This is a genomic window from Aquabacterium fontiphilum, assembly GCF_009909205.1.
GTDB classification, from domain to species: domain Bacteria; phylum Pseudomonadota; class Gammaproteobacteria; order Burkholderiales; family Burkholderiaceae_C; genus Aquabacterium; species Aquabacterium fontiphilum.
In genome coordinates this window covers 125,320-141,237 of sequence record NZ_JAAAPN010000010.1, presented here as the reverse complement: position 1 = coordinate 141,237, position 15,918 = coordinate 125,320, and the positions used below count along the sequence as shown (strand labels likewise).

The window sequence follows — 15,918 nt, the reverse complement described above, 5'->3', positions numbered from 1 at the left end:
GCTCAGCGGGGGGCGGCTTCAGTCGCCCGCACAGGCAAAAACTGCAGCGATGACAACGCCGCCAGTGCCAGCGCCAGCGGCAAGGTGGCCACGTAGCCAGCGTGCTGAAAACCCAGCGCGCCGATCAGGCCGCCCAGAAAGAAGGTGCCCACCAGGCGCAGGTGCAGGCTGAGCCGCTCGCGGTTGGCCATGACGGGCGGGCCCAGCGATGCACGGTTCCAGTACAGCAGCTTGCCCAGCTCGATCCCGATGTCGGTGACCAGGCCGGTGACGTGTGTGGTGCGGATCTCGGCGTTCGAGATCTTGGTGATCATGGCGTTCTGCAGCCCCATGATGAAGCACAGCAAACCAGCGGTGAGCCCGACGACCGTGCCGCCCGCGCCGTGCTGCAGCGCGTCCACCAGCCCGAAGGCCAGCAGCATGGCTGCCTCGAGCAGCAAGGGCATGGTGTAGGCGTGGCGAGACTGGCGCCGGCGCGCCCAGTTGATCATCACAGCCGAGCAGGCCGCGCCGCTCACAAAGCTGACCAGCGAGATCAGCCCGAGCTGAACCAGCGCCATCTTGCCCAGCACCAGGTCGTCGGCCATGCTGGAAACCACCCCGGTCATGTGCGAGGTGTACATCCCGATGGCCAGAAAGCCGCCCGCGTTGATGGCGCCCGCGATGAAGCACAGGGACAGCCCCAAGTGGACATTGGATTGGCGGGTGCGTTCGCTGGCGGTCAGCGACCTCAGGTACTCAACGGGCATGACGGCGTGGACGGCAAACCATCGCGAAAGATGACATCATGCCGCGATCTGGGGCAAACGGGTAGGTAAGTTGTCCATGGCGTCTTCTTCTGTTGCGCCGTCGGTGTGGCGCTGGGCGTGGCTGCAGACCCTGCGGGACTTCCGCGGCGGCAGCATGCGCCTGCTCATGGTGGCCGTGGTGCTTGCCGTGGCCGCACTCACGGCGGTGTCTTTCTTTGCCAACCGCATCGAGCGGGGGCTCAACCGCGATGCGGCTCAGCTGCTGGGCGCCGATGTGGTCATCCTGGGCGATCAGGCGCTCGCCGCCGTCTGGCAGGAGCAGGCCCGGACACTGGGCTTGCGCAGCAGCCGCACGGCGGTGTTCCCCAGCATGGCGCGCGCGCCAGACGAGCGCGGCGGCGAGGCGAGGCTGGCCGCCATCAAGGTGGTCGAGGCGGGCTACCCCTTGCGCGGCCGCCTGACGATCGCCGATGTGGACGCGTCCGGCCAGCCGGTTCGGTCGCGCCCGGCGCCCTTTGGGGGGCCCGAGCCCGGTAGCGTCTGGGTCGAGCCTGGCCTGCTGACCGTGCTGGGCCTGCGCCTGGGCGACGGCCTGTGGCTGGGTGAGGCGCAGTTGCGCATCGCGGCCGTCATCGTCAGCGAGCCCGACCGGGGCGCCGGCTTTGTCAATTTCTCGCCCCGGGTCATGATGAACCGCGCCGATCTGGCGCGTACCGAACTCATCCAGCCGGCCAGCCGGGTGACCCATCGCCTGCTGGTGGCCGCCGAGGGCACCCAGCCAGCCGATCCGGGGGTGGCCCGTTACACCGCTTGGGCGCGCGATGAGGCGCAGCGGCACCGCGGTGTGCGCGTGGAAACGCTGGATCAGGGGCAGCCCGAGATGCGCACCACGCTGGACCGCGCGGGCCTGTTTCTGCGCCTGGTGGCCTTGCTGGCGGCTTTGTTGTCAGCGGTGGCGGTGGCCGTGGTCGCGCGCGATTTTGCGCATCGGCGGCTGGATGATTGCGCGCTGCTGCGCGTGTTCGGCGTGCCGCAGTCGTTCATGGCCCGCGCGTATGCGCTCCAGTTTTTCGGGGTGGGCCTGCTGGCCAGCGCCATCGGCACGCTGGTGGGCTGGGCGTTTCACCTGGTTTTTGTCTGGTTGCTGGGCAGCCTGGTCACGGTGGCGCTGCCCGCGCCCGGGCCTACCCCCGTGCTGGTGGGGTTGGCGGTCGGTGTGTTGCTGACGCTGGGTTTCGGTCTGCCGTCCGTTATGCAGCTTGCCCGGGTGCCGCCCTTGCGCGTCTTGCGGCGAGATCTGGGCGAACCGCGTGTGGCGTCGTGGACGGTGGCGGGCCTGGGCGTGGCTGCGCTCGTGGGGCTGCTGCTGGTCGTGGCGGGCGATCTGAAGCTGGGCGGCATCGCGCTGGGCGGCTTTGCTGCTGCGCTGGGCGTGTTCGCGCTGGCGGGTTGGGCGCTGGCCGCCTTGCTGGGGCGCGTGGCGCGTGCCCGCGCAGGCAACTGGCCGGCATGGTTGACCCTGGCCGTGCGTCAGCTCACGGCGCAGACCGGCCAGACGGTGATGCAGGTCTGCGCCCTGGGCGTGGGCCTGCTGGCGCTGATGCTGCTGGTGCTGATTCGCACCGATCTGGTGGACAGCTGGCGGTCGGCCACGCCGCCTGATGCACCTGACCGCTTCGTCATCAACATCCAGCCTGACCAGGTGAAGCCCTTCCAGGCAGGTCTGCGCGAGGCAGGGGTGAACCGATTCGACTGGTATCCCATGACCCGTGCCCGGCTGCTGGCCATCAATGGCGAGACGGTCAAGGCCGAGCGCTACACCGACGACCGAGCCCAGCGTCTGGTCGAGCGCGAGTTCAACCTGAGCTTCGCCGCCGAGGCGCCTGCGCACAACCAGGTTGTGGATGGGCGCTATGCCGCTGGCGGGGCAGAGGGCTTCAGCGTCGAGGAAGGGCTGATGAAGACGCTGGGGTTGAAGCTGGGCGACACCATGCGCTTCGAGATGGCCGGTCACGTCCACGAAGGCCGTATCACCAGCACCCGCAAGGTGGACTGGGCCTCGATGCGGGTGAACTTTTTCGTGATGGCCCCTGCCGCAGAGATGCCGCAGTGGCCCGTGACCTACATCACGGCCTTCCGCAGCCCCGAGGGGCGCCCACTGGATCGTGCGCTCGTCCAGGGCTATCCCAATGTCACGGTGATCGATGTGTCGGCCACGCTGACGCAAGTGCAGTCCGTGATGGCCCAGGTGACCTCGGCGGTCGAGTTCCTGTTCGTGTTCTCGCTCGCCGCAGGCGTCATCGTGCTGGTGGCAGGGCTCATGACCTCGCGGGAGCGGCGAGCGCGCGAGTGGGCCATTCTGCGCTCGCTGGGCGCCACGCATGCGTTGATGTCGCGCGTGCAGCGGGTGGAACTGGCGGTATTGGGCGGGCTGGCGGGCGCGCTGGCGGCGCTGGCCTCGTTGGCGATTGCCTGGGTGCTGGCGCAGCGGGTGTTCGAGTTTGCCTGGCAGGCCCCGTGGTGGTGGCCTGTGCCCGGGGCCGTGATCGGCGCGGGGCTGGCGCTGTCGGCAGGGTGGTGGACGCTGCGCCACGTCAGCCGGCGGCCGGTGGCGCTCACCCTGCGACAGGTGGACTGAGCCGGGCGGCTCAGCGATCGGCTCAGTGGTTGCGGTCGGTCAGGTCGGTGATCAGACCCATCTCCGAGCTGCTCATCAGCGATTCGATGTCCATCAGGATCAGCAGGCGTTCGCTCAGGTTGGCGATGCCGGTGATGTAGGTGGTGTCGACCACCGAGCTGCTCATCTCGGGTGCGGGCTGGATCATCTGCTCGGACAGCTGCATCACGTCGCTGACCGAATCGACCACCGCGCCCACAACGCGGCCCTTGACGTTCAGCACGATGACCACGGTGAAGTGGTTGATTTCGGCCTGGCCGTCATCGCCCACGCAGTTGAACTTCACGCGCAGGTCAACGATGGGCACGATCACGCCGCGCAGGTTGACCACGCCCTTGAGGTAGGCCGGCGAGTTGGCGATCTTGGTGGGCGGCTCGTACGAGCGGATCTCTTGCACCTTCAGGATGTCGATGCCGTACTCTTCGCTGCCCAGACGGAACGTGAGGTATTCACGGCCGGCAGGCACGTGGCGCACCTGGCGGTTGCTGTTCGCGCGCAAGGACATGCCCAGCCCGGGGGATGCGGGCGCGTTGGTTGCGGCTGCGGGAGGGGCTGCTTGCAGGGTTTCCATGCGTTCCTCGTTGGATCCGTCATGCACCGATCGGGGCGCACACCGTGCCGCACCTGCGGCATGCCGTGTTATCGGACGCGGCTGAAAAAACTGTAGGCCGCCGTCCAGCGGTCACCACCGGATGCCGTACCACCCCAGACCGATGCCCCAGCCTGTGCGCGCATCGCTGCGGTGGGTCTTCTGGACGGTGGCGTCCACGCCCAGCACCTCGGGCACCAGCCACCAGCGCACCCCGGCGGCCCGGCCGACGTCGTCATGCTGATCGGCAATCATTTCGCCAAACACCAACCAGCGCGGATGGGGTTGCCAGGTGACGGCCACGGCGGCCTGCCGGGCGTTCTCGCTTTCCAGCGGGCGGTGGGCGTGACCCAGGTTGACGTGCACGGCCCAGGTGTCGTTGGGCACCCAACTGGCCAGCAGCAGGGCGCTCTGGTCACTGCGTTTCCAGCCGGCGCCAGGCTCGCGGTCCTGTCCAACGGCCAGCTTCACGCCAAACTGCCAATCGTGCCAGCGCCATGCTTCGGGCACCCACTTCAGCGCCAGGCCGCGTGCGCGGGCATGCTCGCCGCCTGCCTCGGCGCGAGCCAACTCCATACCCACTTCCAGTCCGTCGATGAGGCCGCAGGCAGCGCCCAGCGTGCGGGCGGTTTCGCCGTCCTGTCGGTCCTGCCAGGCCTCGACCTGGCAGCTACCGGCTTCTGCGGTGCCAGCGTCGTCGGTGGTCAGCGGCCGTCCGGCCAGCGCAGGCTGGCACAGGGTCAAGGCCACGGCCAGGCCCAAGCCCGAACCCAGGCCTGAACGTGAGACGCTCCGCGCTTGCATCGCCCGCGCCGGCAGCATCTTGTCATTGATCACCATGGGCACCTCCGAGTACGGGCTGGGTCTCACAGATGAAAACGCGCCATGGCGCGGGTCAGGCGCTGCGCCTGGTCTTCCAGGCTGGCGGCCGCTGCGGCGGATTCTTCCACCAGCGCAGCGTTCTGCTGGGTCATCTGATCCAGCCCGCTGACGGCCTGGTTGACCTGGCCGATGCCGGTGCTTTGCTCCGAGGCCGCGCGGCTGATGTCCGACATGGTGTCGAACACGCGTTGCACGGCATCGCGGATCTGCTGCACCGCATCGCCAGCTTCATGGACCAGCTGAGCCCCTGAGCCCACGGTTTCCGTGGCGGCTCCAACCAGTTGTTTGATCTCGCCGGCCGCCTGGGCCGAGCGTTGCGCCAGCGCGCGCACTTCGGCGGCCACGACGGCGAAGCCGCGCCCTTGTTCGCCCGCCCGTGCGGCTTCCACGGCCGCGTTCAACGCCAGGATGTTGGTCTGGAAGGCGATGCCGTCGACCACGCCGATGATGTCGCCAATGCGTCGGCTGGTCGCATCGATGTCGCTCATGTTGCTGACGACCTTGCTGACGATGGCGTGGCCGCGTTCTGCCTCCTGTGCGGCGTCCTGCGCCATGCGGTTGGCAGCCTGGGCGGCGTCGGCGCTCTGCCGCACGTTGGCGGCCAGCTGCTCGACCGAGCTGGCCGTTTCCTGCAGGCTGGAGGCGGTGGTTTCGGTGCGCGACGACAGATCCATGTTGCCGCTGGCGATCTCGGTCGAGGCCACCGAAATCGCATCGGCCGATTGCCGCACGTCGCTGACCATGTCGCGCAGCGCCTGCTGCATCTCGCCCAGACTGCGCAGCAGCTCCGCAGGCTCGTCCTGGCCGGTGTCGCGGATGGTTTGCGACAGGTTGCCCTGGGCGATGCCGCGCGCCACGGCCACGGCTTCCGCCAAGGGCTGGGTGATCGAGTGTTGGTTGAGCAGGGTGCTGGGAGCCACGATCAGCACAGCCACCACCACGCTGATGGCGAACAGCCACAGGGTCTGGCTGGCGGATGCGGCCTGCTCGATCTCGGCTTCGCCCGCCTCGGCCAGCAGGCTGCTTTCCAGTTGCTGGGCCAGTTCGTCGATCTTCTGGCCTGCGGCCAGAGCGGCGGCCATGCGGTTGAGGGCCTCGGTGGGGCTGAGGGTGCCGTCAGCCAGGGGCGAGGCGAGCGGCGAGATGCCGCGTTCGTACTCGGTCAACAGGGTGAGCAGGTCGCGCACGAGCGCGTTGTCAGCGTCCTCTTCGCCTTCCAGCATGGCGTCGCTGGCCTTGCGAATGCCTGCCATCGCCTGCTGCCAACGCTCCTGGGCCGACTGGACGCCGGCCGCCTGGCCTGCACTCAGCAGCATGGCCGCTTCGTGGCGGCGCATGTCGCCGATGTCCTGCTTGAGGCGCGCCAGATCGACCAGTTCCTGATAAGAGTGATGGCGAAAGTCGTGCAGCGCGTCCTGCGTGCGCAACATGCCGAGCATGCCGGCACCGCCAACCAACAAAAGCAGAGCCAGCACCACGCCAATGGCGCCGACCATGCGGGTGCGGATGGTGAACCTCCGCATGTGCCCCATGAGCGACATGGACGCCTCCCGGACGTTGTAACGCGCGGGCCCCCCGCCGCGCACAGGGGCCGGGCCCTTGCCCGACCGTCTCACCATGCGGTATCGGCGCGGGGAAGCGGGGCTTGAGCCCCGGGACTCAGACGTTGAACAGGAAGTTCAGCACATCGCCGTCCTTGACGATGTAGTCCTTGCCTTCGGCGCGCATCTTGCCTGCGTCCTTGGCACCCGATTCACCCTTGTACTGGATGTAATCCTCGAACGAGATGGTCTGGGCGCGGATGAAGCCACGCTCGAAGTCGGTGTGGATCACGCCCGCGGCCTGGGGGGCCGTGGCGCCGACGGGCACCGTCCAGGCGCGCACTTCCTTGACGCCCGCCGTGAAGTAAGTCTGCAGGCCCAGCAGCTTGAAGCCGGCGCGGATCAGGCGGTTCAGGCCCGGCTCGCTCTGGCCCATCTCGGCCAGGAACATGGCACGGTCGTCGTCGTCCATCTCGGCCAGTTCGGCTTCGGTCTTGGCGCAGATGGCCACGACCTCACCCTTTTGCGCCGCCGCATACTCGCGCAGGCGATCCAGGTAGGGGTTGTTCTCGAAACCGGTCTCCGACACGTTGCCCACGAACATGGCGGGCTTGGCCGTGATCAGGCACAGCGGCTTGAGCAGGGCGAGCTCTTCCTTGCTGAAGTCGATGGTGCGCACGGGCTTGGCCTCGTTCAGCGCAGCCAGGCACTTCTCCAGGATCTTCACCACGGCCTGCGCTTCCTTGTCGCCGGCGCGGGCCGTCTTGTTGTAGCGAACCAGGCTCTTTTCCACGGTACCCAGGTCGGCCAGGCAGAGCTCGGTCTGGATGACCTCGATGTCGGCAATCGGGTCGACCTTGCCAGCCACGTGGATCACGTTGTCGTCTTCGAAGCAGCGCACCACGTTGACGATGGCATCCGTCTCGCGGATGTGGCTGAGGAACTGGTTGCCCAGGCCCTCGCCCTTGGAGGCGCCCGCCACCAGGCCGGCGATGTCCACGAACTCGACGATGGCCGGCACCACGCGCTCGGGCTGGACGATGTCGGCCAGCTGTTGCAGGCGGGGGTCCGGCACCTCCACCACGCCCACATTGGGCTCGATGGTGCAGAAAGGATAGTTCTCGGCCGCGATGCCGGCCTTGGTCAGCGCGTTGAAGAGGGTGGACTTGCCGACGTTGGGCAGACCCACGATGCCGCATTTGAGGCTCATGGACGTTCCTGGAGAGGGAGTTGGAGAGGTTTGCGCTGCGACAGCAGCAACGCAAAGAAGCCGATTTTACGCGGGGCCCGGCGGCAATCCGTATTAGATTCGGGGCTCACCATGTGGAGTGCAGGACCAGAGTGGGCCATGACAGCTAAGGGTTTCGATGTGTGCGTGAGCGGATCGGGTGCGGTGGCCATGAGCCTGGCGCTGGCCCTGTCTGCGCAGGGCTGGCGCGTGGCCTGGGCCCGCCCCGAGTCGGCCGTGGCCGCGCCGCGGGTCGATGTGCGCACCTACGCGCTCAATGCCCGTGCGGTGGCGTTGCTGGAGCGCCTGCGGGTGTGGCCCGCCTTGCAGCCCCACGCCACCCCGGTGTGGGACATGGTGATCCGTGGCGACGACGGCGGGCAACTGGCGTTCTCAGCGTGGCAACAGCAGGTGCGCGAGCTGACCTGGATTGTCGATGCGGCTGCGCTTGAGCGCCTGCTCGGCGAGGCCCTGCGTTTTGCGGCCGGCGTCCAGGGTGTGCCGCCCGTGTCGAGCCCGGCTGACGCGCCTGCGCCGCTGCTGGCGGTGTGCGAAGGCAAGCACTCGGCCACCCGGGGGGCGCTCGGCGTGAGCTTCGAGCGCCAGGATTACGGCCACATGGGTGTGGCGGCGCGTCTGCGCGCCAGCGTGCCGCACCAGGGTGTGGCGCGACAGTGGTTCCGCTCGCCGGATGTGCTGGCACTGCTGCCTTTCCACGATCCCGAGCTGGGCGCATCCTACGGCCTGGTGTGGTCGGTCCCGACCGCCCGCGCCGAAGCCTTGCTGGCCCTTGACGATGCGGCGTTCGAAGCCGAGCTGATGTCGGCGCTGGCCCAGTCTGATCCTGAGGGGGCGCAGGCCGTGGGCGAGCTGTCGCTTGCGTCGGCGCGTGCGGCCTGGCCGCTGGCGCTGGCCCAGGCCGAGCGCTGGAGCGGGCCGGGCTGGGTGCTGCTGGGCGACGCCGCCCATCAGGTTCACCCTCTGGCTGGGCAGGGACTCAACCTGGGGCTGGCCGATGTGGACACGCTGGTGGCCGAGTTAGGGCATGCCCGGAAAACCTTTCCCTGGCGCAGCCCGGCGGATGCCCGCACGCTCGATCGCTATGTGCGGCGCCGGATGTGGCCGACGCGGGCCATGGCCGGGCTGACCGATGGCCTGCTGCACCTGTTCGCGGATGACCGCGGCCCGGTGCGCGAGTTGCGCAACACCGGCATGTCGCTGGTGCAGCGGCTGGGCCCTGTGAAACACTGGCTGGTGGGCCGGGCGCTGGACGCCTGACCCCGCTGGCTTCAACTGGAAGGATGGCATGCTTCGACCCGATGTCTTTTCTCGACCGCTGACGTGGTGGGCCCGTGGCGCGATGGTGGCTGGCCTGGTGGCTACGGCCGTGGGCGCCCAGGCGCAAAACGAGCTTCCAGCTGCCCAGGTGCAGGCGCTGAGCCAAAAGCTCAGCCAGCGCCTGCCGGATTTCCCGCCGGTTCAGTCGGCGCGCACCACACCCATGGCCGGCCTGATCGAGATCCGCGTCGGCGACAGCGTCTTCTACACCGACGCCAACGGCGACCACATCATCGAAGGCCAACTGATCGACACCCGTACGCAGCGCAACCTCACCGAAGCGCGACTGGAAGAGATCAACAAGATTGACTTCGCCACCTTGCCGCTGCGCGATGCCATCGTCTGGCGTTCAGGCAACGGGAGCCGCCGTATCGCGGTCTTCTCCGATCCCAACTGCGGTTACTGCAAGCAACTGGAGCGCGAGTTCCAGAAGATGAAGGACGTGACCGTCTACACCTTCATCATTCCCATCCTCGGGCCCGATTCGCGCACCAAGGCGGACAGCATCTGGTGCATGAAAGACCGCACGCAAGCCTGGCTGGACTGGATGCTGCAGGGCGTGACGCCTCAGCGGCCGCTGGGGCAATGCGCCACGCCAGCGCAACGCAATCTGGCCTTGTCTCAGCGCTTGCGCGTGCGGGGCACGCCGGCCATGTTCTTCGAAGACGGCACACGCCTGGCCGCCGCCGCGCCGATGAACGTCATCGAGCAACGGCTCGACCGGGCCGCACGCGCCAGCCGTTGACGCGTTTGCGTGCAGGCGCGCTCGCGCGCCACAGCGTCATGGCGTGGCGGACGGCTTGCGCACCTGCATGGGCGGCGCAGACAGGCTGAGCTGCATGAAGGTCGGCTGACCTTCCACCTGCACCAGGATGCGTACCGGCAGGTACTGCAGCTCGGGCGCAAACCAGATGTCTGCGGGCGCGTTGCCTTTCTCGAGCAGCGCGTGGCGCGGTTTGACGCGAACGGCCTTGATGCGGCCGACGGGCGTGTCGAGCGTCTCCTCCGGCTGCACCTCGAACACCATGGTGTCCATCTTGCGGGTGGTGGCCACCGGCAGTTCGATCAAGGTGCCGGCCTTCAGGCGTGAGGGATCCTGGATGAAGCCGTAGGCCAGCTGGATCAGCAGGCTGGCGGGATCCTGCAGCCCGGTGGGGCGGCCCTGTCGGTTGCCGTTGGACAACTGCACCTCATCACTGCCCATCGTGGTGGCGCGCGTGCGGGTGCTGCGGATGAACAGCCGGTTGGCATTCTCGTAGCGCCGGGGGGCCAGCCCCTCGGCCTGGATGAAGCCCTCGCTGCTCAGCCGCCACGAGCCGATGGGCGCAAAGCTCGGGCCCACGATCGCATCCACGTGCACCTGGTAGCGGTCGCCTTCGCGCAGCCATTCCACCGTCGCTTCGCCCTGAACCGGGCCGCGATAGTGACCTTCCAGTTTGAAGCGCACCTGGGTGGCCAGCGGCCACTCAAAGCCGGGCTCTGCAGCCGGGGCCTGCGCAGCAGTGTCGGCCGCTGCCGCAGTCACGCTGTCGGCCAGGACTGGATCGGAAGCGGCTGACGCCGCGGGCTCAGCGGGCTCGGGCAGCGTTGCCTCGGCCAGATGGGCGTCTGGCGGGGTGTCGTCCGCAGCGTCACGCGCGGCGTCCGCTTCGTCGGGCGCAGACGCCGTGCTGGCGGCGGGCTGCGGGGGCGCCGCAGTCGGGGAGGCGGCGCGCCGCTCGGGCTTGGCTGGTGGCGAGGGGGCGGCAGCAGGTGGCGCGCTGAGGGTGATCTGCGACACGTACTGCGCCTGCATGCGCTGCATGCCCTCGGGCGGCGGCGCCAGCCGCATGCGTTCAGCCAGCGCCGACGTGAGCCACAGGTGGGCGACCACCACGCCCGCCACCACGGCGGTCAGCAGTGTCTTGGCCCGCCCGGCGCGCGTCATGCAGTCACACCTTCAGCCACGCCAGCCTGCAGCTGGCCACGCGGCTTGGCAACTGCACCGCCGGCATGCACTCCAGCCCCACCAGCATGGCGCCGTTTGCGGTGCCGATGGCGGGCAGGGTCAGAGGCAGCACATGGCCGTCGCGCGCCACCAGCACAGCTTGCTCGCGCGTGGCGTCGTGCCATTGCTGCACGTCGTCGGTCCGGCGCACGCGCCACGCATCCAGGGCCAACCATTCGTCGCCCGCGCTCAGGCCGGCGCGTTCGGCCGCGCTGCCCCGCATCACCGCCTGGACCTTGAGCTGGCCTTGCGATTCGGCCAGCCGCACACCCAGGCGTTGTGCCACCGGGGCAGGCTGGCTGAGCCACTTCACGCCCATCGCCTGCAGCGCAGCCTGCAGCGGCAGCTCGGCCGTGCCCTCCGTCCAGGCGTGCAACACCGCCGCCCAGCCGGTCAGGTGCGGCGGCGCATCGGCTTGTGCCCACGCGGGCGGCCCTTGCTCGGCCTCGTCTTGCAGGCTCTGCGCCACATCCTCGGCCGTGATGGGCCGGCGCAGTTGCCACAGCCGGGCCATGACGCCGTCCAGCGTGGGCTGCCGCTCGGCCACGGGCGGCAGGCTGCGCAGCGCCAGGTCGAGACACAACCCGATCAGGGCGCCCTTGGTGTAGTAGTTCACCGTGGCGTTGGCGGTGTTTTCGTCAGGGCGGTAGTAGCGCGTCCATGCGTCAAAGCTGGCCTGGCCTGCGCTGTAGACCGCACGCCCGGGCGTGGCCTGCACCAGGTTGACCGTCTTGGCCAGTAGCTTGAGGTAGGTGGGCGCATCCACCAGGCCCGTGCGCAGCAGGAACTGGTCGTCGTAATACGAGGTGAAGCCCTCGAAGAACCACAGCATCCGCGTGTGGTTCTCGCGGGTGTAGTCGTAGGGCGCGAATTCGGTGGGCTTGAGCCGCTTGACGTTCCAGGTGTGGAAGTATTCGTGGCTGATCAGGCCCAGCAGCGTGGTGTAGGCGTCCTTGTTGACCGGGCGGCCGGTGCGTGGCAGGTCCTTGCGGCTGCAGATGAGCGCGGTGCTCTGGCGGTGTTCCAGACCGCCATAGCCGTCTTCCACCGCGTTGAGCATGAACACGTAGCGGCCGAAGTCGGGCTTGCGCCGGCCATGCCAGAAGCCGATCTGCGCTTCGCAGATGCGGCGGGTGTCGTCCAGCAGGCGTTGGCCGTCGAGGTCTGCCGGGGCGCCGGCCACGACGAACACATGCCGCACGCCGCGCACCGTGAACTCGCCTTGCCAGAAATCACCCATCTCGACGGGGTGATCCACCAGCGCGTCGTAATCGGGCGCTTCGTACTCGCCCCAGCCGTCGGCATCGGTCTGCACGGCGGGCAGCGCCGTGGCCACGCGCCAGCCGCGCGGCCCTCGGGCCAGTTGCACCCGATGCGGTTGCTGTTCCTGCCCAGCCACGCTGAGGAACACGCTGGTGCCGTTGAAAAAGCCGCGCCGTGCGTCCAGGAAGGCGGCACGCACCGAGGTGTCGAAGGCATAGACCTCGTACTGCAGGGTCAGGCTCGCGCGGTCATGGCAGGCCACTTCCCAGGTGCTCTTGTCCAGCGGCACCACCGCCACGGGCTGCCGACCCTGTGTGGCCGTGATGGGCGAGAGGTGGCGGGCGAACTCACGCACCAGATAGCTGCCCGGTATCCACACCGGCAGGCTCACGCGCTGCTGGCGCTGAGGCCGCTGGATGCGCAGCGTGACCGCAAACCGGTGGCCATGCAGATCGGCGGGTTCAATGCGGTACAGCAGCGGGCTGGACGAACGGGCAACAGCAGGCATGCGGGCTTTCAGAGTTGGGCGGCGGCGAAGAAACAGCTCAGGCTGGCGACCAGTGTGAGCCGGAAGCGCAGGGTCAACCAGCCTGTCACGCCCAACTCGGGGTAGAGCTTGCGGTCCACCAGGTAGCAGACGATCAGCAAGAAGCCCAGCACGGCCAGACCCGCGTGTGGCGGCATCAACACCGCCACCCACGCTGCCAGCGAATACGCAATGCCGGCCCACAGTGCACGCCGCTCCAGCTCGCTGAGCGGCTGTCCGCTGCGGCTGCGCCACATCACCATGCCCCAGGGCAAGCCGCCCAGAAACGACACGATCACGGCAGCATAGGTGGTGAGCGCTTCCACCACGAAATGAAAGGGTTCGGGTTCGAGCCGGTCCATCAGCAGCCAGATGAACAGGGCGCCGCCCACGAAGGGCAGCAGACCGGCATAGCCCAGACGCTGGGCCAGCGGGCCCGGTTCGGCGTGGTGGATGTCGGTGAGAGGGGTGACAGACATGGTCGATGATCGCGAGGCAGGGCCAGCGAGCGTGGTAAAGATCAAGGGGTGCGCAAGGGCAAAAAGTGGATTGTCGCGAAAACAGCCGCCCCCCGCTGAGACATCAGCGCGCCAGCCAGCCGAACACCGCGGGAATGTCGGTGGGCAGCGTCAGTGGCTGCTCGCGCCAGCGCGCCACCGTGTCGGTGCGGCTCCAGCCGTCGTCCAGCGTCAGTCCGCAGCTGACGCTCAACAGCGTGCCGGGCTGCAGGGCCTGAAGCAGTGCGTCCCACAGCGCCGGGTTGCGGTAAGGCGTCTCGATGACCAGTTGCGTCTGCCCCGCTTTGCGGGACAGCTGTTCCAGCTCGCGGATGCGCTGCTGGCGCGCGCCAGCATCGACCGGCAGGTAGCCCACAAAGGCAAAGCTCTGGCCTTGCAGCCCGCTGGCCGCCAATGCCAGCACGATGGCGCTGGGACCGGACAAGGCCACGACCGGAATGCCCAGGCGGTGTGCCGCCAGCACGACGGCGGCACCTGGATCCGCCACCGCGGGCAACCCCGCTTCCGAGATCAGGCCCACATCGTGGCCCGCCAGCGCGGGGGCCAGGAGTTCGCGCAGCGCGACCTCGGCAGATTCAGCGGTGATGGCGACCCCGTGGCCCTTGGGCGGACGCGGCAGCACCGCGATGTGCTGCTCCTGCAGCGGTGCGGCCAGCGGGCGCAGGGCCGCCACGCGCTTGAGGAAGGCGCGGGTGGTCTTGGCGTTCTCGGCAATCCAGTGGCGCAAGCCGGCGGCGGCTTCGACCGTGCCGACCGGCAGCACCTGGGTCAGGGCCGGTGCGGGTGCGGTGTCGTCCAGGCAGCCCAGGTCGAGCGTGTTGGGGATGAGCAGCAGGCGGCCGCGGGTCGTTGCGGAAGAGGGTGTCACGGCGTCAGTCTTGTTGCAGGGCGGCCAGCACATCCAGCCCGGCCGCGCGCATGAGGCGGGTGGTGGCGATCAGGGGCAGGCCGACCAGTGAGGTCGGGTCGGTGGATTCGATGGCGTCCAGCAGCGTGATGCCCAGGCTTTCGCACTTGGCGCTGCCGGCGCAGTCATACGGCGTGTCCAGCCGGAGGTAGGTCTCGATCTCGCGTTCGGTCAGCGCGCGCATGCGCACCGTCACCGTGTCGCAGACGGTGTCACAAAAACCCGCGTGGGGGCGCACCACGCACACGGCGGTGTGAAACCGCAGGGTCTGCCCTTGCATGGCTCGCAGTTGTGCCCGGGCGCGGGCATGGTCGCCCGGCTTGCCGATCGCCGCGCCCGCCAGGTCAGCCACCTGGTCCGAGCCGATCACAACCACATCATCGGGGTGCAGGCCCGCCACCGCCTCGGCCTTGGCCCGCGCCAGCCGCATGGCCAGGGCAGGCGGCGTCTCGCCCGGTCGCGGTGTTTCGTCCACGTCAGGCGACTGCGTGTCGAAAGGCATGCGCAGGCGCGACAGCAATTCGCGCCGGTAGGGCGAGGTCGAGCCCAGAATCAGGCGAGGAAGGTCCATGCCCCCATTGTCGCCAAGGATGCGCCATGGCCACCGGCCCGTTCTACACTTCTGTCATGAAACAGCGTGTGTTCCAACCCCGGAAGATGGATGTCGGGGCCTTTATCGAGTCGGGCGAGGTGCTGGAAGGCACCACACCCGTGGCCGAGTTGCCTCGCGTCGGCGAGGGTCTCGCAGAAGGGGCGGATCTGGCCCGCGTGGCACCGGTTCGTTGGCGCGTTGAAGGCGAGTCTGTGGCCCAGCGGGTTGGCCCGGCGCACCTGTGGCTGGTGCTGGAGGCCGAGGCGGTGTTGCCTTTCGAATGCCAGCGCTGCCTGCAGCCGGTCGATCTGCCCGTGGCCGTCAGCCGGCGCATCCGCTTCGTGCAGGACGAGGCCGCGGCGGCTGAGCTCGATGCCAACTCCGATGACGACGTACTGGCGCTGTCCAGGCAGTTCAACCTGCTGGAACTGATCGAAGACGAACTCATCATGGCCGAGCCCATCCTGCCTCGGCATGACACCTGCCCGGTCGACATGGAGGCGTGGATGTCGCCTGAACCGGCCGAAGCGGATGAAACTGAGGCCGATGACGTGCCTGCTGAGAAACCCAACCCATTTGCCGTGCTGGCTGCGCTCAAAAAGGGGGGCGGGACAGACGAGGGCAACGGGGGAGGCCAGTCGAAGTAAGGCGGGCGTAGAAGGCTGGCGTAGGCCATTCCGCCGCCGCAGCTGGAAATTGGCCGGATACCGTGCTAGAATCGAGAGTTTTCCGGGTAGTCCGGAATCAAATTACCCCTGTTTCAACTTGCGGACTGCAAGACGGCCAGGATCCTGAACGCAGCGTGGCGCCTGGCGCGCGCGGCAGTGAAGGGGCTGGCACCGAGTGGTCTGGCAACCTTGCGAGCTGTCGTCAGTTCGCCCATCCGGAGTCCATCATGGCCGTTCAGCAAAACAAGAAGTCGCCCTCCAAGCGTGGCATGCATCGTTCCCACAATGCTCTGAACACCCCGGGCATCGCTGTGGAATCGACCACCGGCGAAACCCACCTGCGTCATCACATCAGCCCCACCGGTTTCTACCGTGGTCGCAAGGTGCTGAAGACCAAGGCTGACGCCTGATTTCCTGCCCCGGCCGTCTGCGGCCGGGCGGGCCACTGGCTGG

The 15,918-nt window shown here is 68.3% G+C and carries 15 protein-coding genes; 5 read left to right on the top strand and 10 right to left on the bottom strand.

The genetic code is table 11. The features are described 5' to 3' along the window. Positions 1–2 precede the first annotated feature (2 nt). Positions 3–749, bottom strand: coding sequence for a YoaK family protein (locus tag GTZ97_RS12995; RefSeq protein ID WP_161651063.1), 747 nt, complete (start codon positions 747–749; stop codon positions 3–5). 76 nt (positions 750–825) lie between these two features. On the opposite strand from GTZ97_RS12995, the gene GTZ97_RS12990 reads away from it, so the two are divergent. After that, positions 826–3,387 (top strand): ABC transporter permease, encoded by a 2,562-nt coding sequence (locus GTZ97_RS12990; protein WP_161651062.1) that lies wholly within the window; start codon positions 826–828, stop codon positions 3,385–3,387. Positions 3,388–3,409: 22 nt separating this feature from the next. Here GTZ97_RS12990 and GTZ97_RS12985 read toward each other — a convergent pair whose 3' ends face one another. From GTZ97_RS12985 to ychF, 4 genes are all read right to left on the bottom strand, one after another. Then, positions 3,410–3,931, bottom strand: coding sequence for a chemotaxis protein CheW (locus GTZ97_RS12985; RefSeq protein ID WP_161651094.1), 522 nt, complete (start codon positions 3,929–3,931; stop codon positions 3,410–3,412). A gap of 177 nt (positions 3,932–4,108) precedes the next feature. Then, positions 4,109–4,855: a PA4824 family protein gene (locus GTZ97_RS12980; protein ID WP_161651061.1), complete on the bottom strand. Its 747-nt coding sequence runs from the start codon at positions 4,853–4,855 to the stop codon at positions 4,109–4,111. A gap of 26 nt (positions 4,856–4,881) precedes the next feature. Continuing rightward, positions 4,882–6,420, bottom strand: a complete 1,539-nt coding sequence (locus tag GTZ97_RS12975) for a methyl-accepting chemotaxis protein (protein WP_236651202.1) — start codon at positions 6,418–6,420, stop codon at positions 4,882–4,884. A 136-nt stretch (positions 6,421–6,556) separates the two neighbouring features. After that, on the bottom strand, positions 6,557–7,648 hold the full coding sequence (ychF, locus tag GTZ97_RS12970) for a redox-regulated ATPase YchF (protein WP_161651059.1): 1,092 nt from the start codon (positions 7,646–7,648) through the stop codon (positions 6,557–6,559). A 138-nt stretch (positions 7,649–7,786) separates the two neighbouring features. Between ychF and GTZ97_RS12965 the strand changes: the two genes are divergently transcribed. Both GTZ97_RS12965 and GTZ97_RS12960 read left to right on the top strand, forming a co-directional pair. Continuing rightward, positions 7,787–8,944 (top strand): FAD-dependent monooxygenase, encoded by a 1,158-nt coding sequence (locus tag GTZ97_RS12965; RefSeq protein WP_161651058.1) that lies wholly within the window; start codon positions 7,787–7,789, stop codon positions 8,942–8,944. 28 nt (positions 8,945–8,972) lie between these two features. Next, entirely contained in the window at positions 8,973–9,749 is a 777-nt protein-coding gene (locus GTZ97_RS12960; protein WP_161651057.1) for a DsbC family protein, read from the top strand. Between the two features lie 36 nt (positions 9,750–9,785). On the opposite strand, the gene GTZ97_RS12955 is transcribed toward GTZ97_RS12960, so the two are convergent. From GTZ97_RS12955 to GTZ97_RS12935, 5 genes are all read right to left on the bottom strand, one after another. Further along, complete coding sequence (locus tag GTZ97_RS12955; RefSeq protein WP_161651056.1) at positions 9,786–10,931, bottom strand: DUF3108 domain-containing protein; 1,146 nt, start codon at positions 10,929–10,931, stop codon at positions 9,786–9,788. A gap of 4 nt (positions 10,932–10,935) precedes the next feature. Next, positions 10,936–12,762 (bottom strand): M61 family metallopeptidase, encoded by a 1,827-nt coding sequence (locus GTZ97_RS12950; protein WP_161651055.1) that lies wholly within the window; start codon positions 12,760–12,762, stop codon positions 10,936–10,938. A gap of 8 nt (positions 12,763–12,770) precedes the next feature. Further along, on the bottom strand, positions 12,771–13,259 hold the full coding sequence (locus GTZ97_RS12945) for a DUF3429 domain-containing protein (RefSeq protein ID WP_161651054.1): 489 nt from the start codon (positions 13,257–13,259) through the stop codon (positions 12,771–12,773). Positions 13,260–13,362: 103 nt separating this feature from the next. Continuing rightward, entirely contained in the window at positions 13,363–14,199 is an 837-nt protein-coding gene (locus GTZ97_RS12940; RefSeq protein WP_161651053.1) for an SAM-dependent methyltransferase, read from the bottom strand. Beyond that, positions 14,171–14,776: a Maf family nucleotide pyrophosphatase gene (locus GTZ97_RS12935; RefSeq protein WP_161651052.1), complete on the bottom strand. Its 606-nt coding sequence runs from the start codon at positions 14,774–14,776 to the stop codon at positions 14,171–14,173. The genes GTZ97_RS12940 and GTZ97_RS12935 overlap by 29 nt, the downstream gene beginning before the upstream one ends. Before the next feature lie 56 nt (positions 14,777–14,832). On the opposite strand from GTZ97_RS12935, the gene GTZ97_RS12930 reads away from it, so the two are divergent. Both GTZ97_RS12930 and rpmF read left to right on the top strand, forming a co-directional pair. After that, entirely contained in the window at positions 14,833–15,444 is a 612-nt protein-coding gene (locus GTZ97_RS12930) for a YceD family protein (RefSeq protein WP_161651051.1), read from the top strand. 248 nt (positions 15,445–15,692) lie between these two features. Next, complete coding sequence (gene rpmF / locus GTZ97_RS12925; protein WP_161651050.1) at positions 15,693–15,875, top strand: 50S ribosomal protein L32; 183 nt, start codon at positions 15,693–15,695, stop codon at positions 15,873–15,875. The last annotated feature ends 43 nt before the right edge of the window (positions 15,876–15,918 follow it).